This is a genomic window from Enterococcus sp. BWT-B8 (assembly GCF_020567625.1).
Lineage (GTDB): Bacteria > Bacillota > Bacilli > Lactobacillales > Enterococcaceae > Enterococcus_L.
Genome location: NZ_JAJDJV010000004.1, coordinates 13,632 through 37,312, shown reverse-complemented (window position 1 = coordinate 37,312; position 23,681 = coordinate 13,632). Strand labels below are relative to the sequence as shown.

The window sequence follows — 23,681 nt, the reverse complement described above, 5'->3', positions numbered from 1 at the left end:
GAAGTAAGGTGTGAGGAATACGCTTATTTTTTCTACGTTTATCTATCTGTTTAAACAGATGAAACATAATGAATAGTTCAGAAAGGATGCTGGGAAAATAGTATTGGGTGTATTTTCTCCGGCAGGTTTAAAATAAAGTAAACGGATTATTAGATTATTTGGTTTGGAGGATTGGTTATTTGACCTTCAGGGAGAGCTGGCACAATCCAACATTACTATTACGAATGTATTAGAAGTTGCTATTGTCGGTGTAGCGAGCAGTCTTTCTAAAATAATCAGTGTACTGCTGCAGGAAGTATTGGTGGAATTATCAGACTGCTGATCTGCATTTCAGCTTATGCTGTTATTAAGACACTATTTTGAATATTCATAAGATTTATTTATTAAGAAAAAGCAGTACAATTACTGAGCCTGAGTTGCAGAAAGATGATGATATTTAAAGATTGCTGTTACTGCTGATTGTAGGAGCTTAATTGAATAAGGTTATATGACCAATTCAGGCTGTATCAATTTTTTAGAAATAAGAGGGGAGAAGCGAATGATTAAGGGAATAATTTTTGATATGGACGGTGTTCTGGTTGATTCAGAATATACATTTTTGGAGTCAAAAACAGAGCTTTTGAAAGATGAAGGATTTCCAATGGACATCAGTTACCAGTACCAGTTTATGGGCACTACATTTGAATTTATGTGGCAGAAAATGAAAACAGAGCTGTCTTTGCCTCGTTCTGTGGCTGAATATATTCAGGATATGGATGATCGCAGAGCTGCGATGATTAAAAGAGATGGGATTCGTCCGATTAAGGATACAGTTTCTTTTGTCAGGCATTTAGCTGAAAGCAACTTAAAAATGGCTGTTGCTTCGTCTTCTCCAAAAAGGGAAATTATTTATAATCTAAATGAGCTGGGGATTACTACCTGTTTTGATGCATTGGTAAGCGGGGAGGAAGTAGCTCATTCCAAACCAGAACCGGATGTCTTTTTAGAGGCTGCCAGACAAATAGGGATTGCCCCGAAAAACTGTCTGGCTTTTGAAGATACAAGGAATGGCAGTCTGTCTGTGAAAAATGCGGGAATGTTTTGCGTCGGGTTTGAAAATCCAGATTATCCTGCGCAAGACTTAAGTAAGGCAGATCAGATTATCCGCAGCTTTTCAGACATTCAGCTATCAGATTTGCAGGAATGGTTTTCAGCAAAGTAAAACTCAAAAAATAAGTGAAAAGAGGGGTACTTCAGGTACCATGTCTTTTCACTCACTTTTTTATTGTTTTTATTTAATCGTTCGATATACAATATTTATTTGAAAGATTTATTCCATGCCAATCAGATAATCATCGTCTTTCATTGCTTCAACCTGTCCAAGCAGGTAACCATTCCCTACTTGAGAGAAGAAGTCATGGTTGCTTGTACCGGTGGACAAACCATTCATAACAATTGGGTTTACGTCGTTAGCAGTGTCTGCAAACATTGGGTCCATTCCCAAGTTCATTAAGGCTTTGTTGGCATTATAGCGAAGGAAGGTTTTTACTTCTTCAGTCCAGCCTAATCCATCATAAAGCTCTTCTGTATACCTTTCTTCATTTTCATATAATTCATAAAGCAAGTCATACATCCAGACTTTTATTGCTTCCTGTTCTTCTTCAGAAAGCTCATTAAATCCAAGCTGAAATTTATAGCCGATATAGGTACCATGAACTGATTCATCACGAATGATCAGTTTGATGATTTCTGCAACGTTTGGCAGTTTATTGTTTCCCAGATAGTAAAGAGGTGTATAAAAGCCTGAATAGAAAAGGAATGTCTCCAGAAATACACTGGCAATTTTTTTCTCTAAAGGAGTACCATGTTTATAAATTTCATTGATTCGTTCTGCTTTTTTCTGCAGGTAGACATTTGTATTGGTCCATTCAAAGATATCATCTATTTCTTTTTTTGTATTAAGTGTACTGAAAATAGAAGAATAGCTTTTCGCGTGAACGGATTCCATAAACTGAATATTGTTCAGTACAGCTTCTTCATGGGGAGTCCGTACGTCTTTTCTTAGCTGATCCATCCCGCTTTCTGATTGAACTGTATCAAGCAGGGTCAATCCGCCAAACACGTATCCTACAGTTTGTTTTTCCATATCAGACAGTGTCCGCCAGTCATCCAGATCGTTTGACAGTGGAATACGGGTATCCAGCCAAAATTGTTCTGTCAGTTTCTCCCAAGTTGATTTATCAATGATATCTTCGATTGCATTCCAGTTAATCGCTTCATAATAAGTTGCCATGATTTCTTCTTCCTTTCTGCCTGTTCGTTCACCAAAAATTAACTGAAAGACAAGATGATGCTATGTCCTTAGTATGTCCTAGCCTTCTGAAATCGAATAAACGGTATTCCAGTCTTTGTGTGATTTGAGAATTGCAGTAACATGAGAGCTGTAGACACAAAAGCAACTCTTCTGCGTTTCGTTGCATATACAGCTCTATTACATCAAGTGAGCTAGTTTCATTCAAGGGATATTTATCGAAACTACGTATACCATTCTAATCTGCTAAAGTACGGATATAAGTAAAACTGGCAACTCAAGATAAGAAAGGTCTGTCACGGCCTTGAGCTTCTCTCAGTTAATGTTTTAAATTTAATGGTAATATTAATACTTGATTATTTATCATTCAAAGAACTGATTTTACCGGAAGCTTGAAGTTGTTAGATGACACAGCTTTCGCACTGATTGCTTCCGATTTCTTCTGAATCTTCTGTGAATGTCCGTACGTAATAGATGGACTTGATTCCTTTATGGAATGCATAGTGACGCAGGATATTTAAATCTCTCGTCGTTTGTTTCGTTCCTTCTTTCCAGTCGTACAAGCCTTCAGGAATTTCAGAACGCATGAACAGTGTCAGACTCATTCCCTGATCCACGTGCTGCTGTGCAGTCGCATAAACGTCAATTACTTTGCGCATATCCATATCGTATGCAGAAGTGTAGTAAGGAATCGTATCGTTTGCAAGGTAAGGTGCAGGATAATAAATTTTCCCAATTTTCTTTTCCTGACGTTCTTCAATTATTCGTGTAATTGGATGGATGCTGGCACTTGTATCATTAATATAAGAAATAGATCCGTTAGGTGCAACAGCTAAACGGTTTTGGTGGTACAAGCCGTCTTGTTTCACCGCGTCACGAAGCTCTTTCCAGTCTTCTGTAGTGGGAACAAAAATATCACCAAACAATTCTTTTACTTTATCAAATTTAGGCGCTATTTTGTTATCGATATATTTTTCGAAATAAGTACCGTCTGCATAAGCAGATTTTTCAAAGTTATGGAATGTCTTCTTGTATTCTTTGGCAATTTGATTACTTTCCACTAAGGTCCAGTAGTTCAACAGCATGAAGTAGACATTTGTAAAGTCCAGTGATTCTTCTGAACCGTATTCCATATGATTTTTGGCAAAGAAGGTATGAAGACCCATTGCCCCTAAGCCGATGGTGTGGCTTAGTTTGTTTCCGTTTTGAATTGTTGGTACAACGTCAATATCAGAAGAGTCTGTGACAAATGTCAGTGCACGGGTCATTGCTCGAACGGATTTACCAAAGTCAGGGCTTTCCATCAAATTAACAATATTTGTTGAACCAAGGTTACAGCTGATATCTGTTCCCAGTACTTCATATTCCTGTTTGCCGTTGATTACAGACGGTGTCTGAACCTGCATGATTTCTGAACACAAGTTGCTCATAATGATTTTTCCGTCAATCGGATTTTGTTTGTTCGCTGTATCAATGTTCACAACATAAGGGTAACCGGATTCCTGCTGAAGCTTGGAAATTTCATTTTCAAGATCACGGGCTCTGATTTTCTTTTTGCGAATATTTGGGTTGGCAACCAGTTTGTCATATTCTTCGGTAATATCAATATAAGAGAAAGGTACGCCATATTCTTTTTCTACACTATAAGGGCTGAATAAATACATATCCTCATTTTTACGAGCCAGTTCATAAAATTTATCAGGAACAAGAACGCCTAAAGATAAAGTTTTTACACGTATTTTTTCATCCGCATTTTCTTTTTTAGTAGATAAAAACATTTCAATGTCCGGATGGAACACATTTAGATAGACAACACCGGCACCTTGACGCTGTCCCAGCTGATTAGAATAGCTGAAGCTGTCCTCGAATAATTTCATGACCGGAACGACGCCGCTGGCAGCCCCTTCATACCCCTTGATTGGTGCACCTGCTTCACGCAGATTAGAAAGGGTAATCCCAACGCCGCCGCCGATCCGTGACAACTGCAGCGCTGAGTTGATGGAGCGGCCAATGCTGTTCATGTCATCTGTAACTTGAATCAGGAAACACGATACAAGTTCGCCGCGGCGCTGTCTTCCTGCATTTAAGAAAGAAGGAGTAGCAGGCTGATATCTTTGATGAATCATTTCGTCTGCCAGCGTCAGTGCCAGCTCTTCATCTCCATCAGCAAAATACAAGGCATTAAATGCTACACGATCTTCATAGCTTTCTAGGTATTCTGTACCTTCATTGTTTTTCAGTGCATACTGAGAGTAAAATTTATAAGCAGCCATAAATGACTTGAATTGAAAATTTTGTTCATCAAGAAACTGATACAGGCGCTCGATAAAGACCATTGAATACTTTTTGATAAAGGCCTGTTCAATATAGTCGTTTTCAAGTAAATAGTTGATTTTTTCTGCGGTATTCGCAAATTTTTTTGTATTCGGTACAGCATTTTCTTTAAAAAAAGCTTCCAGTGCCTCATGATCTTTATTTAATGGAATCTGTCCGTTTACCGGGCGATTAATTTCATTATTTAATTTAAAATAGCTGACATCTTTAATTTCTTTTAGACTCAATTTCACTCACTACTTTCTTAAAGGATTCAACATCTTCGTTTGTACCGCTAAATTCAAAAGAAAAAAGCAGTGGTACGTCGTAATCTCGTGCAATATCTTTTGCAGTATAAACAAATAATTCAGCAAAATTTCGATTACCACCGCCAGCTACTCCCTGTAAATTGTCCTTGTTGGTTTTATAATCCAAAAAATCATTTACAACTTCTGTGATTTCTATGTCATAGGTAGGAACAACTAAAATAAATGGCTCATTTATCTCAAAAAAAGGATTCGCAGGCTCAATTTCATAAGCTGGCAAATCCAATTTTTTTATGAAGCGTCTTGTCTGTCCTGTAACACTAAAATAGGCTATCTTCATGATTAAGACAATTGTTTCAATTGATCTGGACGGAAGCCGACTACTGTAGCTGCATCAGAAGTGATGACAGGAACACTTTGATACCCCTGATCTTTTAACCAATCAATCATTTCAGGTTGATTATCAATATTAACTTCCTCAAAAGGGATATTATTTTCGTTTAAAAAGCGTTTTGCCATGTTGCATTGAATACAATTATTTTTAGAAAAGATTTTTACGTTCATAATTTTTTCCTCCTCAATTAATCTACATTCCCTAGTATAATTCTCTTAAAAAAAAAGTCAACACTTAGGCACTATATATTGTGGTTGTTTTTTTATCGAACACAAAGTTTTGTGTTTTTTAAATATTTATGAAACTCAGTAACTATGAGAGTTCTGGTGTGGAGTATGGTCTTTTTTTGTTTATAAATTGGCGAAATAAAAAATTTTCAGCCAAAAAATTACCACCTAAAATACAAGATATAGTGTCTGTTTCTTTCTGGACACAAGATTAGGCTCTGTCTGAAAACTCTAGTGGTGAATATTTTCGTGGAAGTCATTGTCATAAAGCCTCGTTTATGCACTATACTGCCAACACTTTTCCAAGTAGACGCGTTTGTATCGAGAATCGAACAAGGTGAGACTCGTAGATACAAGGATTTTCCACTGATACAGGAACAGCTAGTGGAATGGTATGCGAACCGACAATCTGATGAATTAACAATAATTCATTCCTGTATTAAAAGTTTGCTTCTGCGCTTCTACGAATGCTCGTCGCATGTCTTAAGGTCGTGCAAGAACTTGCTCCTACGCTTCTTCCAATGCTCGTCGCATGTCTTAAGGTCGTGCAAGAACTTGCTCCTACGCTTCTTCAAATGCTCATCGCATGTCTTAAGGTCGTGCAAGAACTTGCTCCTACGCTTCTTCCAATGCTCGTCGCATGTCTTAAGGTCGTGCAAGAACTTGCTCCTACGCTTCTTCCAATGCTCGTCGCATGTCTTAAGATCGTGCAAGAACTTGCTCCTACGCTTCTACGAATGCTCGTTGCATGTCTTAAGGTCGTGCAAGAACTTGCTCCTACGCTTCTTCAAATGCTCATCGCATGTCTTATGCTCATACAAGACATGCCAACGGTTTTCCAAGTAGACATGTTTGTTCAATTCTCGATACAAATGTGTTTGTTGAGAAATGTGTTGGTAATTCTGATTGCTCTATAGTTTTTAGACATACCTTAGAACGATTTTTTCAACGAAGCAGAGAATAATTGTTCAATTCCTTACAAGCAGCATTGACATCGCTTTGTGAAAGCGTTATTCTATTGATAATGATTCTCAATTTCATTCATAAAGAGTTGAAACTTTTTCACAAAAAGGAGGCAGAATGATGCTGACACTAATAGAAGCAGAATTAAATAAGGTATATACAGTGAAGGAAATTAACACTGAAGAATCTTCAAAAAAGCATTTAAGTGATTTGGGATTGATTTCTGGAGGGAAAGTGGCTTTGGTGAGCTACTCAAAAGGAAATGGGATTATCGTTCTTCATAACAGTCGTATTGCATTGAATGACTCTGTTTTGAGGCAGGTTGTCATTGGTGAGGAACGGGAACAGGAAGAGACCTGGTTGTCTCTGGATCAGCTGGAGGTTGGTGAGAAAGTTAAGGTGGTCAGTATTTACGGGAAAGGTGCTGTCCGTCGCCGCTTGATGGATATGGGCTTGACGAGGAATGTCAATGTTTTGATACGAAAGCGGGCGCCATTGGGAGATCCGATTGAAATTAATTTGCGGGGCTATGAATTAACCCTTAGAAAAAATGAAGCAGAGCTTGTTTTGGTAAGGAAAGAGGTGGGCTAAATGAGCTATCATATTGCACTGGCAGGAAATCCCAATAGCGGGAAGACAACAGCTTTTAATGGGTTGACCGGAGCAAATCAATATGTAGGGAACTGGCCGGGAGTAACCGTGGAGCGTAAAGAAGGAAAATGGAAAAAGGATAAAGAAGTGATTCTTCATGATTTACCGGGGATCTACTCATTGTCTCCTTATACACCAGAAGAAGTAATTGCCAGAGATTACCTGCTGGAACAAAATCCGGATGTAATTATAAATATTATTGATGCAACGAATCTGGAAAGAAACTTATATTTGACCACACAATTAATTGAAACAGGAATTCCGATTGTTTTGAGCCTGAACATGATGGATATTGTTGAAAAAAATGGCAAGAAAATTAATTTTGAGAAACTGGCTTATAGTTTAGATGCTGAAGTGCTTGGTATCAGTGCGGTGAAGAAGCGTAATTTGGATAAATCGGTTGAAGAAGCACTGCATCATGTTAGGAAAGCTTCCGGAGACCTTAGTTACCCTCAATATGATAAAAGACTGGAAGCAGCTTTAAATGAAATCATTGCAGTGTTGGGACAAAGTGTACCGGAAAAACAAGCCAGGTTTTATGGGATCAAGTTATTTGAACGTGATCCAAAAGCTGCGGCTAAGCTGAGATTGTCTGAAACACAAAGAAATGAGATCGAAGAAATTATCAAAATTACTGAGAAGTTATTTGGTGATGACAGTGAAACGATTGTCATTAATGAACGTTATGAATTTATCTCTAAACTGATTGCACTCTGTGCGATTGAAGAAGATGAAATTAATTTGAAGCTAAGTGATAAGATTGACCGTATCGTTACAAACCGCTGGCTGGCCTTACCGATTTTTGCTTTTGTGATGTGGCTGGTTTATTATCTGTCCATTCAAACCATTGGTGTTATGGCGACCGATTGGGTGAATGAGGAACTGTTTGGTGCCATTATTCCTGAGACGGTTGAATCTTTACTAGAGAGCTGGCAGGTGGCCGGCTGGATGCAAAGCCTTATTTTAGAGGGTATTATTGCCGGAGTTGGAGCAGTACTTGGTTTCCTTCCGCAACTGGCAGTTTTATTCCTCTGCCTTGGTTTTCTGGAAGACTGCGGATACATGGCACGGATTGCATTTGTCATGGATCGGATGTTTAGAAAATTCGGATTATCCGGAAAATCTTTTATTCCCATGCTGATTGCCACAGGATGCGGAGTACCGGGGATTATGGCAAGTCGAACGATTGAAAATGAAAAAGACCGCCATATGACGATTATGGTTACAACGTTTATGCCATGCTCAGCAAAATTGCCGATTATTGCATTAATTGCCGGCGCATTCTTCCCGAACAGCAGCTGGGTTTCTCCTTCTGCCTATTTTCTGGGGATCGGTGCAATAGTACTTTCAGGAATTGCATTAAAGAAAACAAAGATTTTTTCTGGTGATCCGGCACCCTTTATTATGGAACTGCCGACGTACCATATGCCTCATCTGAAAAATATTCTTCGTTATTCTTATGATAGAAGTAAAGCATTTGTTAAAAAAGCAGGAACAATCATTTTCGTTTCCAGTATTATTATCTGGTTCACGTCAACGCACTCTTTCAGTATGCAGGAAGTGGAAGGCGGAGAAAGTATTCTGGCGGGGCTTGGCAGACTGATTGCACCGATTTTTGCACCATTAGGCTGGGGCAATTGGCAGGGAGCTGTAGCGACGATTACCGGATTGGTTGCTAAGGAAAATGTAATTGGAACGTTTGGTATTTTGTTTGGTCACTTGGAAGAAGTATCTGAAAACGGTGTGGAATTCTGGAGCGTGCTTCAGGGAGCTTTTACACCGATCTCTGCTTATTCATTCCTGGTCTTTAATTTATTGTGTGCACCATGCTTTGCTGCAATCGGAGCAATTCGTCGTGAGCTGCCTGATTTGAAATGGTTGGCAGGAGCAATCGGTTATCAATGCGGCTTGGCTTATGTGGCAAGCTTCATCATCTATCAATTTGGGCATATTATTTTTGAACAGGGAACTGTAGGAATTGGAACGGTTATTGCAGCAGGATTGGTCACTGCAATTGTTTACCTGCTAGTAAGAAAGCCAAAATCTGCAGAACCAGTGCTGACTGTTCTACCGGCTATTGAAAGGGGATAGAAAATGGCAACAATTATTTTATCTGTTCTTATATTTGGCAGTGCAGGATACGTTGTGTACGCTAAATTGAAAAAAGGTCAGGACTGTTCGGACTGTCACACGACCTGTCCGGTGAAAAAGGAACAGGATCAGACATAAGAATATTATTATAAAAGGAAGATAAAAAAACAACTGAACAGCAGCTGGAATTTGCTGCCAGTCAGTTGTTTTCATACAGAATCAGAGACCATTAATGCTGGAAAATGTGGAACTGCAGCACTGAAAACGGTTGTTTCCAATAGATTTAAAATCCTTTGAATTTTAATTGATATTTTTCTTGAATAACTAAGTTTCAGGTGCTACAATAAGTAAGTGTCATTTGGGACGTTAGCTCAGTTGGTAGAGCAGCTGACTCTTAATCAGCGGGTCGCGGGTTCGAGCCCCTCACGTCCCATTGGGTGCCAAACCCACGAGAATGGTATTCTGTCGGCGTTTTCGGACGTTTAGAAGATGGAATACGCATTCTCTTTTTTGTTTTTTTAAAGTGGTGAGTGCCTAAAAATGCCTATTACAAATGGGTACATTCTTTCGGGTTCTGGCAAAGTGAAATTTAAAGCTAGCGGACTAGAGGAAGTCGCAACTAATGCAAAAGATATATCTAATTATGATGACATATCTCAATTTATCGCAGAAGGGATAAATCGAAAATATAAGGAAGGTTGGATATATAAGTATGAAGTTAAGTTAGAAAAAACAATGTATAGACAGTTTGATAATGAAACGGATTCGGATAGTTCGTGGTATACTACAAGTTCAACTGATGGTACTTTAGTCGGGGTATATACTGTAAAAGAGTATAATAGTTCTGGTGACAAGTTAAATAGAACATTCACATCAATTTATGGATATACGGATTTAATTCTTGATGAAGAGAAAAAAGTAAATTTGGCTGATATAAAAGAGTATGAGAATACTTACGATGATACTTATTCGTTAGATTCAGTTATAAAATTGATGCAAGGATATGGATATGAAGAAGTAAAATAGAAAATGTGAGCTAGTGAAGATGAAAATTTTTGCTAGCTTTTTTGTTAATGACTTTAGTCGGTTTCAATCACTAAAGTGATTGGAACAAAAAAACACGTGTAGTGCGCGTGGAAGAAGTAGCTTTAGCGATAAAACTCCTTTCAATATACTAGATAAAGGCTATCAACCGTTATCAAATCGAAAGGAGTTTTTTATGTCGAACGACGATAAAAGTTGGATTTAAGTAGGGAGTCTCCAAGATCAGTACAATCCTGGAGACTTGACTTGTATAATCAAAATGCTACTTCTCGAAAACGAGGGTTTTAGGGAAGGATAAAATAAAAAAGTAGAGAACTATATATGGAAAATTCACAATGTTTCCCTACCGTACAAAAATATCAAATTCCGGCAGGTACCCCTAGATACTTGATTTTCCTGTGATATTTTTTAAAAAAGCAATTAATCGACTTTCTTTAAAGGAAAATAACTTATACAGAAATGTTTACAGCGTTATTTACTCAGTATTATTATTTTTAGAAAATAATAAATCTAGTAGAGCACCTAAAATCGTCGCTATTACAGCTATTATAAATGATTTTATAAAATCTCCATTTTCAACAAATATATAAACTCCTGCTAATATAATAATAAAATATAATAAATAACGTATTCCTTTTTTCTGCATAATAATTAATCAACTCCCGACGATAAAAATTTAAAGTATAGTTAATTTTACTATATTTGCTTTAAAATGCATAGACTTGGGTTGTTTTCATAGTATAAGTCTTTGAACCTAACTTAGATTTACTCTTTCCTTTAACTCTGTAAGTAGTTACAACTTTCTTATTTTCATAATTTCCAAGTCGCAATCCTGTATTTTTATCTACGCGACTGGGTCCTAGTTCTCTAAAAGAGTATTTTACTTCAATCAAGATATCTTCAGTATCCGTATTTACATAAAATTGACCAAGTACGGCTGTAATTGTCCATTTTGCAATATCTTTCGCAGTGGAACCGCCTCCTGTAATAATAGAGGCGAATGCCGCAACCATAGCAGTTTTAACAGCTTTTTTCATTTTTTTACTTTTAGTATAACTATCTCTATTATTTGCAGTCCAACCAGTAGGATATTTTGCCGCAGCATTCGCTTCTGTTTTGATCAATTCAGCATGGTTAAAAGATAACGAAATTGTATAGGGAGAAATACAAATGCCTACCACCATTGTTAACGAAATAAATAATTTTACTATTCTCATTTTCATAAATAAACCCTTCTTTCTTTTTAATATGTCATTAGAATCACATAAAGAAGTTATTTTGGTAAGAAGCTATTAGTTTACATCGTGACAACTGGTGGTTGCGACTATCTGAGCAACCATAAGTTGTCACAATGTAAACTACCAACTGGTGGTTTTTCAATTTAAGATATCGTATGATGAAGTATAATAGTTGAGAGGAGAATACAAATGGCTTTAGCCGAAAGATTACGTTTACATAGAGAAAATAAAGGCCTTTCACAAGCGACAGTTGCAGCTCAATTAAATGTTTCTCGCCAATCTGTTTCTAAATGGGAGACTGGAAAAGGTTACCCAGATATTGATAATTTAATTTTACTCAGCCAAATTTACGAAGTTTCAATAGATGAACTGCTTCAGGAAAATGAAGTATTGAAACAAAAAATTGAAGAAAATAATGAAACGATAGAAGAATATCGTAGAAAATTGGACTGGATGCATGATCCAGGAAGAGGAGAAAAAGATGAAGGATTACTTTTGTTAATTGCTGTCATCGGTTTGTCTGTAGCAGCACCATTAGGATTATTACTTGCGCCAATTATTATGAAACGAAATAAAAAAAGCAACACATTTTACAGACTAATTAACGTTGTAAGTGTATGCTGCTTTCTGATTAATTTATATTTCACATTTATTATGATTGGTGACTATCTTTTGTGGGATCAAAAAATTGAAGTAAATTATATGCCGGAGTCCTAAGTGAGAACCGAAACATTCAAGTTAGAGCTATTGATTGTTGCACGAAATTTGATATTTGTTGTAGATGTTCCTACCTTTCTTTTTAAATAGTAGGTTGCTTGTTTTGAATGATCAATTCGCAAAGATTTACGAGTAAATGAACCGGAGATAGCAGTAGCGCTTGCGTTTTTTGTTGAAGTAATTGAGTTATTTTTTACAATCACCTGATAACTGGCTTTCCAGGAGCCCTTCCTTGCTGTTGAAACGGTATACGTACTATTTCCCAACGCTCGAAAAAGAGTGGGCTCTTTTTCTATAGTAATAATTAGCGTTTCTCCTTTTTCCGTGACAATGCTGGAAATCTGCTTTTGTGTGTTGTATAGCGAATAGGTAACTGATTCTTGCTCTTTTCCAGCATGAGTAACTGAGCTGTTACCAACAATGCAAAAAAATACTGAAACTCCTAAAATTAACACTTTTTTCATTATTATCACTCCTCGTTCTTTATAATTTAACAGTACAAAAGAAGGGATATAAAGGAAAGCACCGTTCTGTTTACAGTGTGTCAACGCATAGTTGCTTAACAGTATTGGCAAGAATATTAGGGGAGATGTAGATTCTTAAAAACGAAGGTCTGAAAGAAAATCGAACTTGTAATAACTATATTTTTTGACTACTAATTAATAGTATAATCAGCTTATTTTTTTTAGTATCATATTCACATTCCTTTGAATTTTTGTTTATAATTTCTAGAAATTGAATGTGCACTTTCAAAAAAAAGTGAGCAGCCTTTACGGTTACTCACTTTTTTTAATGTTAACGACTATTTAAGTTAGGTTACTAGTGATGGTGCTGCTATTAGTTTACTTTAGTGTAAAAACTAGGTTTAGAATCTCCTGTATAACCATCTTTAGTAGTTGATAATGAAAAAGAAATTGTTGATGTATCAACTTGATAAATGGAAATACGTAAATCATCTACATTGAAGATATATTCTTCGTTTAAAATTTCTTTAAACGGGGCTTGAATCTCATTATCACCGATAGTAGCAGTAAGATCAGAGTTAGAAGAGCTTATCACTATGATGTTGTTGTCTTCTGTAGAAGCCCATTTTCCATCCAATGTACTCAATTTATTCGAATTGTTACCAGAATAAACAGAAAAAACTATTAACAAAGCTAGTGCGAATACAACTAGAAATATTGGAATAATGATTTTTTTTTTCTTCATTTTTTCTACCAATTAGTCATGGTTTGAAACCATTTATAAGTTCTTCCTGGTACTGAATAACTTATGCTGTTAGGATTATTTGCATCTACCATTTCAGTGTAATTATACCAAGGATTCCATACTAAATAGCCAACATTTTCACCTGAGTCAAACATTATAGGTTGTCTGATTATACCAATTATATCAATAGCATGGTAACCGCGTATTCCATCACCAACATCTCTGTACCATCTAGCATATATGGCATTGCTTCTTAAAATTTGAGTGTTAATATCTTGTCTAGAAAGAATACCGTTTACAGAATAAGGATATACACCTCTGGAATTTGCATATTGAATCATTTGGGCTTCAGTAAAACCTCTACTATAATCAATTTTTGAATTAGTCGCCCATGCTGTTATGTCAGAAACGGCGGTTGGTCGCTTATCATTTTTGTTGTTAAGAATCATTGCTACTGCATAAGCAGCACATAGAGGCTCGCTACCTTGTGTTTGAGTGATTGACCAATCAATCATTGTTAAGGCACTGTTGTTAGTAACACTTCTACTAGTTCGACTTACTGTAGGATTGATTGGCGTAAGATTTTCATCTAGTTTAATAGTTTCTAAAACTGTCTCGTCTTTTACATCAAGAATTTCTTGTTCTACTTTTTCAGCAGGTAGAGATTCGGATTGTGGATCTGGATTTTCATAGATCATATCTACTATTCCTGAGGTTTCAGAATAAATACTTCCAGATTTTTCGAAAAATATAAAGGTGCAGTTTTCTGTGTTTTGCATTAAATCATTTAGTTCATTAACTAAAAGTTTAGTTAGCTTACTTGAAAATTGTCCATCCTCTGTATAATTAACAAAGAAAGTATATTCAATACCATTGGAACCGATTACAGGGTGAATAGAAGTAGTCTCTTCATTATCAACGCTTACCAAGGAAAACGGCTCAGATAATTTGTATTCCCCTGATTTTATCAACCTGTTTTCTGTAACTTGAACATAAGATTGCAAAGAGAATTGAAGAGTATTTGAAGCGTACGCTCTAACATCATCATCTATTGATGGTGATTGTACCTCTAGTTCGGTCTCACTGTTGGCAGCATAAGCCCTGTTTTCAAAAATAAAAGCGGAAACAAAAATCCCTGAAACGATAATCATAATTGTTGCCAATTTTTTCTTAATACACATTAATGGAATACCTCTCCATTTTATTTTTTTAGGATAGCTTAAATATATTAATTATTACTCCCTTTTCCTCCTATTTTTTTATTTTCAGAAAATTCAAGCTATTATATAAATAAATACTATCATAATGTCATTAATAGTTCAATAATGCGTTAGTTTGAATTTACCCAAATATGAAAGGAATAAAGAGAAAAGTTGTTATTAAAAGTTACTACCCCTTCTAAGAAGCAATCGAATGAAAAAATCTATTCTTAAGCATGGGAAAACAAGCCCCTTCTAAAACGGACTTTTTTCTATTCGGTTGCTTCATTCACGGAAAGAGTTCTAACTGTTTTACATTAGAAGACTTTCTTCGACTAGTAAAGTAGCGGAGGATGCAATGATCATCTGCCAACAGTCGTGCCATTCCTCGAATGAATCGATACAAATGAAATGCCACTGTTCTTGCTTCTCGATGCGCTTTGGCTTGCGCTAGAATACAGGTAATCATTTCTTCTCTTTCTTCTGAAACATGGGTGTTTCTTATTTTGTGTCTAAAGAAAAGTTGTTAATCAAAGCTTTTTTAGGTTTGCTTCTGATCATTGCAGGTATGTTTGGCGTCATTTGAGGCTAAACAAATAGATCATGCTGACAACATTAGCAATTAATTTATTTAAACCACTTAATTAAGCTCTTTTTGAATGGAAAGGGTTTTTTTGTTGTACAGCTGAATCATATTTCTGACAAAAATAGAAAAAGTTTTGTGATTTAAAATAAAAATACCTCTGATTTGAGTATCTTAATTAAGAGACGGCAGTTTACCAAAAGTAAAGGAGATTGCCTCCAGTCGCTTTAAAGATTATTCAAAAAAATGAGTTAAGCCAGTAATGAACAGGAAAGGTAAGGATTGGTTAATATTGTATCGTTAAATTTCAGAAGGAAGAGGAGTAGAAAGAGTGATGAAAAGCAGAGTGTTTCATATGTTTACAGGGAGTTTACTTATACTGCTGTGTTTGTTAACCGGAGTAAAGTCTGCAGTAGCAGCTTCCATTTTTGATGCCCCAAATGTGTCCATTCCAAAAGCTGGAGAAACAGTGACCAGTAAATACAGTTTTATTGCGAAATATAATCAAGGAGTGACAAAAGTTAAAACATTCGGTGAAGGCTGGACAACAACCAAATTTGCTTGGACTGATACTGAAGATGAGTCTTATTTTTCGCTAAGACCACTGGAAACAAATAAGGGAACAAGCGGGGTTGTTTATTCAAATGTAGGAAGCTTCAATGGAAAGGAACTGGATTTAAAAATTACTATTAAAGATTGGCAGCAGTTTTCTCGCTACCAGGGATATATTTCTTATTCAAAACAGGATATCAGCCATTTTGCTCAAGGATATGATTTTGTTGATCAGGAATGGACATTTGTAGAGCATAATACGGACAAACCGGTAAAGGTTTCAGGATTTATGACGATTAATGATATTGATGGTGGTCAGGGAGTTCAATTTTCCAAAGAAACATCAGCTGCGATTGAAAAGATTTATGTTGCAGATGCGGATAACTGGATAAACTATATGAATTTAGCCGAGGAATATAAGTTTTTTGATGTTACAGGAAACAGCTCTGAAAACAGTGATTTATTTGCGACCTTTACTTTTTTGTACAGTAATCAAAGTGCTCTAAGATTTAAATGGTGTGTGGATAAAGCATTGATTGGCTGGGATTATAAGAATCTGAACTTTGAAAAAGACTATGCAGGAGATCCGGGATATCAGGGAGCTTATTTCGGATACATAGCTAAAAAGCCTTTGAGAACAGAAACACTGCAGCCGATTAAGAAAAATAGTGATTCAGATGAACAGCTGGTAGATCAAAATACACTGGTCAATCGTAAAGAAGAACAGACATATACGATTACTCATCAGGTTCCTGATGAATATGAGGAATTCTATTATAAAAGTTATGAATTTAAAGATATATTGGATACTGTTTTTAAAATTAACAGTGCGGAAGTGTTTGATGAAACCGGAAAAAATTGCAGTGATTTGTTTGATTTCACCATTGAAGAAAATAAATTGACTTACTCAGCAAAAAAAGCTGTATTGCTAAAATCTGAATTTTATAATCATTATTATACAACGGTGATTAAAGCGGTTATTTTACCGGAAGCAGAACTAACTTTTGTAAATGGAACAGCTCAGCTGACAAATGTCGCCGAAATTTCTATAGATGGAGTAAAGAAGGAAACGAATGAAACTGTTACGCAAGTCCCTGAAACAAAACTGCAGATTAAAAAGCCTGTTAAACGTGTTGTTAATAAAGAAGGAACGAACATTAATGGGAAAGAAACTGCTATGGGAGATACTTTGATTTATGAAATTGATCAGCAGGTGAATGAATTATATCAGGATATTTTTTCAAAGTATGAGCATTTTTCAATCAGCGACCAGCTTCCGCCTCAGGTATCCTTTCAATCTGCCAAGGTATTGAAGAATAATAAAGAAATTGAAGCAAAAGACGTTACCTATGATAAAAATACGCATACTGTTCTTTTTAACGGAAATGCAGATTTTTTAAGCGGGATGTCAATGAAAAATGAAGTCTACACACTTCAAATTACTACTAAAGTTATTGAAGAGCTTGGGGAATCAGAAGAAATTGTAAACAACGGAGTTGCAACTATTAACAATCAGAACCAGTCCACAAATAAAGTAGTGAACCGAACGAAACTTCAAAAAGGAAGTATTACTATCTATAAGAGTGCCGATCAGCTTTCGGGTGTGGAAACAAATCCGGCTAGTCTTAAGTCTTCAGGAGGATTGCCTGTTGAAGCTGAATTGGAAAATTCCAATCATTTGATTTGGACAAAACAGCCGCAAAAAGATGTTGTTTATCGGGTAACTGCAAATAAAGATATTCTTTTGCCAAATGGAGAAATAGTTGAAAAACGAGGTCATGACTATGGGTTAATTACAACGAATCAAGAAGGTAAAGCAAGCATTGAGAATCTATACGCTGGTGAGTATGCATTTACAGAAATTGAAGCTCCCTTCGGTATCCAGCTCTCTTCAGAACCAGTCATTGTTATGTTGAAAGCAGTAAGCAATAATCAGAAAATGACTGCAGCTGGTAAGCAGGAGAATAAACTGCAGGAAGTGAAGCTGACAGTAAATAAAGTTTTTGAACAGAAAGAAGGCAGCTTTACTCCGGCAGAAGGCGCTGTATTTGGCTTGTACCACACAGAAGCATTTGAAATAGACAAAGACAATAAAATTGAAGCAGATACATTGATTTCCAAAATTGAGATCCACAATGGTTCAGGGAGTTGCTTGGAAAAGTTAGTGTCCGGTCAACGCTATTATGTAAAAGAAATTTCAACTAAGACAGGTTATCAGTTGAATCAAAATAAATATCATTTTGTGTATACTCCTGAAACAAATGATGCTGTTCATGAAGTTGAATTATTTGAAAATGGTTTGATTATTAATGGCAGTAAGAAAAGCTATTTATTGGATGAAGCAGAGAGTTTAGTTGAAGCGGTTACCGAAGAATCAGAAATGATGCCAATTAAGAATTTCATAATTAAAGAGAATGCCATTTTTAAATCCATTATCAATAAAAATGGAACTGAAATTAATCACTATGATTTATTAACAAATGGAGAGCAGGTGACGTTTAAGGGGCAGATTTATTTGGGAGATAACCAGACAGATACCTCAATTAAAATCACAGACGAACTGCCGGAAGGATTTTCTTACAAGGACTCAAAAATCTATGATGAATTAGGAAAGGATGTGACAGAAAAGACTTCAGTTGAAGTGAAGGGGCAGACAGTAGTTTTGTCCGTCAATCAAAAGTATGCAGATGAACTCCAAAGGACGGCATTGTCATGGATACTTGACACGGTATATCAACAGAGCCCAGAGCATGAAGGAAAGCTGTTTAAAAATCAGATGAGTCTGATGCTCAATGAAGAAATGATTCCATCTAATATTGTTACATTGTCACCACCCAAAAATGAAATTAAACCACAAGGAAGTTTCCCGGATACAGGAGATGCAGCAAGAAATATCAGTGCTATTGGAATATGTCTGATTTTAGGAAGTCTGTTCTTGGGGTATAAGAAGAAAAATATGAAAAATGAGAGAGTGTGAAAGAAATGATAGACAGACTTTATATTGAGCGTTTGGTTAAGACAAATCTAAAAAAATCAGATGTTTCTATCTCTCTAGTTAAACAGATAGCATGAGACAGTTTTTTATTTGTGGGAGGAATGTGGGGAAATGATCGTAGATACACAATGGCTGTTGGCAGGTGGCCTTGTCTTCCTGCTGGTCTTATATATAAGTACTGTTTTCTTTTTTAAAAGAAAAGAGGAAACAATATATAGGCTGCAACAAAGGGAGAATATGGAGAGTACTACAGAAGAACCGGCAGATTTCTCCGTTGCTATAAATGATTGGACAGAAGAGCTGTTTACAGAAAAGGGAGACAGAACTTACTGGTATAGAATTTCTATTTTTTTGGAGAATGGTGAAAGTAGTGAATATGATTTTTATTCGTACAATAATAGCTTAACGAAGGAATATATTTTGAAAGATCGCTTCTATGTCAATGACCATGAGCTGTTAATTGTAGATGAAGCAGGAGAGCACTATATTAATCGTAAAAAGATCGAGCAAATAGATTTTCTGAGAAGAAAAATTTTAGAGAATCAGCAGGCAGCAGATGCGAATGAAGAAAAAAAACTGGAAAGAACAACAAGTGATGCTTCTTCAGATTTTATGCTTGAAACTGAAGGGATTCCTGCTGATCTGCTGAAAGAATTGGCAGCTGATTATACTGAAAAAGGAGTGTGGAAAAATCATAAAAAAAGTTCTGAGAAGCCTAGACTGTTCTCGAAAAATAAAAAAATAAAAAGACCCTCTATCAGAAAAGTGGAAGCAAAAAAAGTTGATCGTATTTTTATATCAATTGTAATGGTGATTTTATGCAGCGGATTATTTGCTTTAATGAGAACCTTTGGAATAGGAGCAAAGGTTGAAAAAGTTTCAGCAACACAAAATAGAATGACTGAACAGTTGGATTTACAAGCAACCGCGATGAATACTGACGGATATCCTTTTGAAATGAACCGATTTATGCAAAGCTTTATTGATCAGTATATCCCCCTCTCAAATGATAGTTCAGCTATGGTCGAGCGGGCTGAACAATTAAAAAATTTTTGTATTGAGGAAGTTTCTTTTAATCAGGAGGTTTCCTCAGTAAAGAGGGTTCTGGTTTCCAGCGAATTAAGCGAAGTTAAGAAACAGGATACTTTTTCCACTGCATGTTATAAAGTAACTTATTCATTGGAAATACCCGAAGAACAAGTGAGACAAGTATCCGGACAAAATGAAAATGAGTGGGAGACATATCTCGAATATAGCTGGGAAGAACAAACGGTTTATCTTGCGATTGATTTTATTGGAGAAGACGGCCTGTTTTCAATTATTTCCTATCCTTATTTTAAGGACTTGGAGCAGAGAAAAATTGAAACGAATGAGCTAGTTAGAAATGAACTGCATGATATAGCAGTTAACGATGAACAAATAGAAGAAATCAAACAGTTTCTTGCTATTTTCTATGCAAAGTATGCAGGCGGTTCAAGAGAAGAGTTGTCCTATTTGATGGACGAAGCAGAATCTCTAGGTGGGAACTTTCAGCTGAAAGATTTTGAGATGATGGAAGCATTTGATCAGGGAACCCATTTTACTGTGTATTCCAAAGCAAATTTTACTGAAGAAAAATCAGGATTCGCACATAAAGAAAATTTCTCAATGCAGCTGATTAAAGAAAATGGACAGTTGAAAATCAAAGAGCTGACACATAATCTAGGAGGTTTCTAATTCATGCGAGTAACATTTGTACAAATTCAGCAAACAGGAGTCAGTTATTTGCTGGGAGCATTACCCAGTCTTTCAGGATTAAGTAATTATTTTACAGCAGAAGTTCAGATAGGTGTTGGTTTGGTTGCGTTAATATTGTGTATTATTTTGGCAGCTAAACAACAGATTGGTCCTCTGGTTGGTGTTATTGTAGTAGCTGCGTTTATCTTTTTTATGGCTAATGACCCGGCAGCAATTTTCAATGGGATTGGTGAGCTGTTTAAGAAGATATTCGGAGGCTGACCGATGAAAACAAAAGAATTGTATAACTATAAAAAAGCTTTGACAGTTCCCTTTATGATTCAAAAGCTGTGGCGCGGATTTACTTTAGAGAACCCGGTTGAATTAACAAAAATTATGGTTTTTGGCGTAACCCTTCTTTTATTATTAACAGTTTTTCGTCCGGTTATGTGGCTTTTCAGTTTAATCAAGGGGCTGAGCTTTGCTGCGTATATACTTATTCCTGTTGGTGCAGTTTTTCTTTGGGGAAAAATTAAACCTGATGGGTTAAAAATTTCTGTTTACATGATAGATGCTCTATTTTATTTTATTGATTTTAAGTTGGGAAAGAAAGTCATTAATCAAAATGAAGCTGTAAAAGAACTAAAAGAGTTAATTGTCTTTGAAAAAATTTAGAGTGGTTTCATCAAATCAGGATTCTGAATCTGGTTACTAAGGAGTGTGAGTGATTGAAGCTGAATTTTCCATTAAGGTATATAAAAAATAATATGATGTATACGTGCGACAATGAAATATGGGCGTATTATCGGCTGCGTTCGATAAGTATACCTCCGACGGCAGAAAATAAAAAGAAAGAATTAAAAAAGAAGTTCCAGCATTTAATTAGTGAACTCAAGGATTGCGGCGAAGTCGATATTTTTATGATTCCACGTGATATGACACTGGAAGAGCGTTTTAAAGAGCTGGAAAAATCTTTTAGTGAGGACTGTTTTGCTACAGCAAACTATTATGCCAAAAATACAATTGAGATTCTTCAAAATGAGATGGGAATGATTTATACATACGACTGGATAATCGGTGTCCCTTTAAAATCACAACTTGAAACTGGTTCAGTTAAAGACGGAATTAGGTATTCGTATGAACGAATTCGAAAAACAGTAATGGACAAATTAAACTATCAAATGGATATTTCAGATAGTGATTTTGATTCCTGCAGAGAATTACAGGAATTAATGTTAAGAAAAATGTCGCTGTTTCAAGGTATGTCTTTAAGCAAAAGCGAAATGTATTATCTAAACCGTTTAAATTTTATTCGCAACATGCCGCATACTTTTGAACAACAGTCAGAACATATCACTTTGGAAAACATGACTGACAGCATTATTGATCCGAGTTCCCGGGCAGGTATGCTCTCTTTAAGAAGCATCGAAGGCGAAAGTACAGTCGCGTTTCTTCCGATCTCTGATACACCTTTAAATATAAGTCGGATGCATGTAGCTGAAGTGCTGCAGACAGTCCCTTTTCCAGTGGAGCTAAGGTATAAAGTGAAATTTCAGGAGTTGAAAGGCAGTTTTGGAGTAGAAGGAAAGGCAAAGCGTTCTGCACTTCGTCTGAAAAATGTTGTAAAAGAAAGTAGATCAATAGGCAATAACGAAAGTGATGAAGTTGCTAAAAGCAGGGTGGTTGTAGAAGATTTAAAGAGACAGGTAGATGCCGACAAAGAAATTGTAAACTGGTTGGGCTGTATTGCAATATATGCAAGGAATGAAAAAGAGTGCCGACAAAGAATTAATGCTGTTGTTTCGGTATTTAAAGCACGGGGGATTGAACTTTCCAAAGCACAATTTCAACAAGTTTATCTTTACTACAAAAATCTTTTAGGTGTGGGGCTTGAAGCTACTGATACCAAATGGATACAGACAACCAGTGTGGAGGGGTTCTGCGAAAATCTTTTAGCTGTCAACCAGCGAGTCGGTTTTAGGAGCGGATGGTACATCGGTCGGGTAGACCCGCATTTATCCAGTGCCAAAAGTTTGAGGAGCGCAATATACTCTAGTCGGAATATCATACTCTCAAATCCATTCACTGCCAATAAATGGAATGAGGAGATGGGAACAGCCAGTCCGCATATAGCTGTGACAGGAGAAACAGGGATGGGGAAAACATTTCTTGTAAGTCTCTTATTTACATTTATTTCGATGTTGGATGTTAAAGGTCTGTTCGTTGATCCAAAGACAGAAAAGATCAAGCAGTATCAAAAGTTTCTTTCGAATGCTGCTAATAAACAAAAATATCCTTATTACTATGATTTAGTGTCAAAATTCCATTTGGTTACATTTGATCCTGAAAACTCTGATAATTGGGGTGTTCTTGACCCGATTACTTTTCTAAAAGGAGCAGATGCGAAAGATACGGCAGAAGCAATGATTCATCAAATTATTAATATCGAAGATACACGTTTAGGACAATCAGAAGTTTCCAAAGCAATTAGAGAAATTGTTGAGCGGCGGACAGAAGGAGAAGATGTAGGGATGCTTCATGTGATTGACCGTCTAAAAATGCATAAGGAAAAAGAAGTCAGCGAGATCGGCAATCTTCTGGATGAAAAAATAAAAGGCAGTGTATTACGTTTGGGATTTAGTGATGGGAAAAGTGCTGGCTTAAGCTTCGAAAAACGAATTACGATTATTGGAGTCTTGGGTTTATCTATTCCAAAAGAAAATGATAATCCAGATTATTACTCGCAAAGTGAAAGGAAAAGTCTGGCTTTAATGATTCCATTGGGAAAATTTTGCGAAAAGTTTGGTTCGATGAATGATGAACAGGAGACCTTCGAAGTATTCGAAGAAGCTTGGATTTTTAATACTTCATCAGTAGGCAAAAAAATACTGAATTCAATCAAGAGAGTTGGAAGGAGTCAAAACAACATGCTGATCTATTCCACTCAATCAGTAACTGATGTGACAAGTGAAGACGACCATGGAAATTTTGGAACCATTTTTGCTTTCAACGAACCCAAGGAAGAAGATAAAATATTGAAACATGTTGGAGTAGATGTCATTGAACAGAATCGTGAGTGGCTTTCGGGTATGAAAAAAGGTCAGTGCCTTATGCTTGATCCTTATAAAGATGTTCAAAAAATCAGTGTTCATTGCCTGTTTCCAGAAATCAAAGCAACATTTGATACAGTAAAAGAAACAAGTGGAAGCAAAGCTGAGACTATGTTTGTCTAA

At 36.2% G+C, this 23,681-nt stretch carries 21 protein-coding genes, 1 tRNA gene and 1 pseudogene; 14 read left to right on the top strand and 9 right to left on the bottom strand.

What is annotated here, in order from left to right:
- The first annotated feature begins 163 nt into the window (after window positions 1-163).
- The 3 genes and pseudogenes from LI951_RS05555 (at window position 164) to LI951_RS05545 (ending at window position 1,201) form a co-directional block, all read left to right on the top strand.
- On the top strand, window positions 164-322 hold the full coding sequence (locus LI951_RS05555) for a hypothetical protein (protein WP_229441542.1): 159 nt from the start codon (window positions 164-166) through the stop codon (window positions 320-322).
- A pseudogene (locus LI951_RS05550) lies at window positions 289-440 on the top strand (AI-2E family transporter); the annotation flags it as partial. The gene LI951_RS05555 and the pseudogene LI951_RS05550, both read left to right, overlap by 34 nt.
- Window positions 441-538: 98 nt before the next feature.
- Window positions 539-1,201 carry an HAD family hydrolase gene (locus LI951_RS05545; protein ID WP_229441541.1) on the top strand — a complete coding sequence of 221 codons (663 nt, stop codon included), beginning with the start codon at window positions 539-541 and terminating at the stop codon, window positions 1,199-1,201.
- 108 nt (window positions 1,202-1,309) lie between these two features.
- Here LI951_RS05545 and nrdF read toward each other — a convergent pair whose 3' ends face one another.
- From nrdF to nrdH, 4 genes are all read right to left on the bottom strand, one after another.
- The gene (gene nrdF, locus LI951_RS05540) at window positions 1,310-2,272 is read right to left on the bottom strand and encodes a class 1b ribonucleoside-diphosphate reductase subunit beta (RefSeq protein ID WP_202066812.1); all 963 of its coding nucleotides are present in this window, start codon (window positions 2,270-2,272) and stop codon (window positions 1,310-1,312) included.
- A 419-nt stretch (window positions 2,273-2,691) separates the two neighbouring features.
- Window positions 2,692-4,851: a class 1b ribonucleoside-diphosphate reductase subunit alpha gene (nrdE, locus tag LI951_RS05535; protein WP_229441540.1), complete on the bottom strand. Its 2,160-nt coding sequence runs from the start codon at window positions 4,849-4,851 to the stop codon at window positions 2,692-2,694.
- Window positions 4,832-5,209 carry a class Ib ribonucleoside-diphosphate reductase assembly flavoprotein NrdI gene (gene nrdI / locus LI951_RS05530; protein ID WP_229441539.1) on the bottom strand — a complete coding sequence of 126 codons (378 nt, stop codon included), beginning with the start codon at window positions 5,207-5,209 and terminating at the stop codon, window positions 4,832-4,834. The genes nrdE and nrdI overlap by 20 nt, the downstream gene beginning before the upstream one ends.
- A gap of 2 nt (window positions 5,210-5,211) precedes the next feature.
- Entirely contained in the window at window positions 5,212-5,433 is a 222-nt protein-coding gene (gene nrdH, locus LI951_RS05525) for a glutaredoxin-like protein NrdH (protein WP_202066815.1), read from the bottom strand.
- A 1,140-nt stretch (window positions 5,434-6,573) separates the two neighbouring features.
- Between nrdH and LI951_RS05520 the strand changes: the two genes are divergently transcribed.
- The 5 genes from LI951_RS05520 (at window position 6,574) to LI951_RS05500 (ending at window position 10,221) form a co-directional block, all read left to right on the top strand.
- Window positions 6,574-7,044, top strand: coding sequence for a ferrous iron transport protein A (locus LI951_RS05520; protein ID WP_229441538.1), 471 nt, complete (start codon window positions 6,574-6,576; stop codon window positions 7,042-7,044).
- On the top strand, window positions 7,045-9,195 hold the full coding sequence (gene feoB, locus LI951_RS05515; RefSeq protein ID WP_229441537.1) for a ferrous iron transport protein B: 2,151 nt from the start codon (window positions 7,045-7,047) through the stop codon (window positions 9,193-9,195).
- Window positions 9,196-9,198: 3 nt separating this feature from the next.
- On the top strand, window positions 9,199-9,333 hold the full coding sequence (locus LI951_RS05510; RefSeq protein WP_202066818.1) for a FeoB-associated Cys-rich membrane protein: 135 nt from the start codon (window positions 9,199-9,201) through the stop codon (window positions 9,331-9,333).
- Between the two features lie 222 nt (window positions 9,334-9,555).
- Window positions 9,556-9,628: transfer RNA gene (locus LI951_RS05505), tRNA-Lys, on the top strand.
- A gap of 107 nt (window positions 9,629-9,735) precedes the next feature.
- Window positions 9,736-10,221 (top strand): hypothetical protein, encoded by a 486-nt coding sequence (locus tag LI951_RS05500; RefSeq protein WP_229441536.1) that lies wholly within the window; start codon window positions 9,736-9,738, stop codon window positions 10,219-10,221.
- 493 nt (window positions 10,222-10,714) lie between these two features.
- On the opposite strand, the gene LI951_RS05495 is transcribed toward LI951_RS05500, so the two are convergent.
- Both LI951_RS05495 and LI951_RS05490 read right to left on the bottom strand, forming a co-directional pair.
- Complete coding sequence (locus tag LI951_RS05495) at window positions 10,715-10,885, bottom strand: hypothetical protein (protein ID WP_229441535.1); 171 nt, start codon at window positions 10,883-10,885, stop codon at window positions 10,715-10,717.
- A gap of 61 nt (window positions 10,886-10,946) precedes the next feature.
- Window positions 10,947-11,462 (bottom strand): hypothetical protein, encoded by a 516-nt coding sequence (locus LI951_RS05490; protein WP_202066821.1) that lies wholly within the window; start codon window positions 11,460-11,462, stop codon window positions 10,947-10,949.
- Between the two features lie 204 nt (window positions 11,463-11,666).
- On the opposite strand from LI951_RS05490, the gene LI951_RS05485 reads away from it, so the two are divergent.
- A complete protein-coding gene (locus LI951_RS05485) occupies window positions 11,667-12,194 on the top strand; it encodes a helix-turn-helix domain-containing protein (protein ID WP_202066822.1) in 528 nt (175 codons plus the stop codon).
- On the opposite strand, the gene LI951_RS05480 is transcribed toward LI951_RS05485, so the two are convergent.
- The 3 genes from LI951_RS05480 to LI951_RS05470 form a co-directional block, all read right to left on the bottom strand.
- Window positions 12,191-12,658 carry a DUF5626 family protein gene (locus LI951_RS05480; protein WP_229441534.1) on the bottom strand — a complete coding sequence of 156 codons (468 nt, stop codon included), beginning with the start codon at window positions 12,656-12,658 and terminating at the stop codon, window positions 12,191-12,193. The genes LI951_RS05485 and LI951_RS05480 overlap by 4 nt on opposite strands.
- 373 nt (window positions 12,659-13,031) lie before the next feature.
- Window positions 13,032-13,403, bottom strand: a complete 372-nt coding sequence (locus LI951_RS05475; RefSeq protein ID WP_229441533.1) for a hypothetical protein — start codon at window positions 13,401-13,403, stop codon at window positions 13,032-13,034.
- A 5-nt stretch (window positions 13,404-13,408) separates the two neighbouring features.
- Window positions 13,409-14,584: a C47 family peptidase gene (locus tag LI951_RS05470; RefSeq protein ID WP_229441532.1), complete on the bottom strand. Its 1,176-nt coding sequence runs from the start codon at window positions 14,582-14,584 to the stop codon at window positions 13,409-13,411.
- A gap of 935 nt (window positions 14,585-15,519) precedes the next feature.
- Here LI951_RS05470 and LI951_RS05465 point away from each other — a divergent pair.
- From LI951_RS05465 to LI951_RS05445, 5 genes are all read left to right on the top strand, one after another.
- A complete protein-coding gene (locus LI951_RS05465; protein WP_229441624.1) occupies window positions 15,520-18,714 on the top strand; it encodes an isopeptide-forming domain-containing fimbrial protein in 3,195 nt (1,064 codons plus the stop codon).
- A gap of 129 nt (window positions 18,715-18,843) precedes the next feature.
- The gene (locus LI951_RS05460) at window positions 18,844-20,448 is read left to right on the top strand and encodes a conjugal transfer protein (RefSeq protein ID WP_229441531.1); all 1,605 of its coding nucleotides are present in this window, start codon (window positions 18,844-18,846) and stop codon (window positions 20,446-20,448) included.
- 3 nt (window positions 20,449-20,451) lie between these two features.
- The gene (locus tag LI951_RS05455; protein ID WP_202066828.1) at window positions 20,452-20,730 is read left to right on the top strand and encodes a TcpD family membrane protein; all 279 of its coding nucleotides are present in this window, start codon (window positions 20,452-20,454) and stop codon (window positions 20,728-20,730) included.
- 3 nt (window positions 20,731-20,733) lie between these two features.
- Window positions 20,734-21,123 (top strand): TcpE family conjugal transfer membrane protein, encoded by a 390-nt coding sequence (locus LI951_RS05450; protein ID WP_229441530.1) that lies wholly within the window; start codon window positions 20,734-20,736, stop codon window positions 21,121-21,123.
- A 53-nt stretch (window positions 21,124-21,176) separates the two neighbouring features.
- Window positions 21,177-23,681, top strand: a complete 2,505-nt coding sequence (locus tag LI951_RS05445) for an ATP-binding protein (RefSeq protein WP_202066830.1) — start codon at window positions 21,177-21,179, stop codon at window positions 23,679-23,681.

Coding starts and splice junctions, on each gene's coding strand:
- feoB (WP_229441537.1), top strand. CDS start 7,045: ATGAGCTATCATATTGCACTGGCAGGAAATCCCAATAGCGGGAAGACA.
- LI951_RS05480 (WP_229441534.1), bottom strand. CDS start 12,658: ATGAAAAAAGTGTTAATTTTAGGAGTTTCAGTATTTTTTTGCATTGTT.
- LI951_RS05510 (WP_202066818.1), top strand. CDS start 9,199: ATGGCAACAATTATTTTATCTGTTCTTATATTTGGCAGTGCAGGATAC.
- nrdI (WP_229441539.1), bottom strand. CDS start 5,209: ATGAAGATAGCCTATTTTAGTGTTACAGGACAGACAAGACGCTTCATA.
- LI951_RS05460 (WP_229441531.1), top strand. CDS start 18,844: ATGATCGTAGATACACAATGGCTGTTGGCAGGTGGCCTTGTCTTCCTG.
- LI951_RS05500 (WP_229441536.1), top strand. CDS start 9,736: ATGCCTATTACAAATGGGTACATTCTTTCGGGTTCTGGCAAAGTGAAA.
- LI951_RS05475 (WP_229441533.1), bottom strand. CDS start 13,403: ATGAAGAAAAAAAAAATCATTATTCCAATATTTCTAGTTGTATTCGCA.
- LI951_RS05465 (WP_229441624.1), top strand. CDS start 15,520: ATGAAAAGCAGAGTGTTTCATATGTTTACAGGGAGTTTACTTATACTG.
- LI951_RS05470 (WP_229441532.1), bottom strand. CDS start 14,584: ATGTGTATTAAGAAAAAATTGGCAACAATTATGATTATCGTTTCAGGG.
- LI951_RS05490 (WP_202066821.1), bottom strand. CDS start 11,462: ATGAAAATGAGAATAGTAAAATTATTTATTTCGTTAACAATGGTGGTA.
- LI951_RS05520 (WP_229441538.1), top strand. CDS start 6,574: ATGCTGACACTAATAGAAGCAGAATTAAATAAGGTATATACAGTGAAG.
- LI951_RS05455 (WP_202066828.1), top strand. CDS start 20,452: ATGCGAGTAACATTTGTACAAATTCAGCAAACAGGAGTCAGTTATTTG.
- nrdF (WP_202066812.1), bottom strand. CDS start 2,272: ATGGCAACTTATTATGAAGCGATTAACTGGAATGCAATCGAAGATATC.
- LI951_RS05495 (WP_229441535.1), bottom strand. CDS start 10,885: ATGCAGAAAAAAGGAATACGTTATTTATTATATTTTATTATTATATTA.
- LI951_RS05450 (WP_229441530.1), top strand. CDS start 20,734: ATGAAAACAAAAGAATTGTATAACTATAAAAAAGCTTTGACAGTTCCC.
- LI951_RS05545 (WP_229441541.1), top strand. CDS start 539: ATGATTAAGGGAATAATTTTTGATATGGACGGTGTTCTGGTTGATTCA.
- LI951_RS05485 (WP_202066822.1), top strand. CDS start 11,667: ATGGCTTTAGCCGAAAGATTACGTTTACATAGAGAAAATAAAGGCCTT.
- nrdH (WP_202066815.1), bottom strand. CDS start 5,433: ATGAACGTAAAAATCTTTTCTAAAAATAATTGTATTCAATGCAACATG.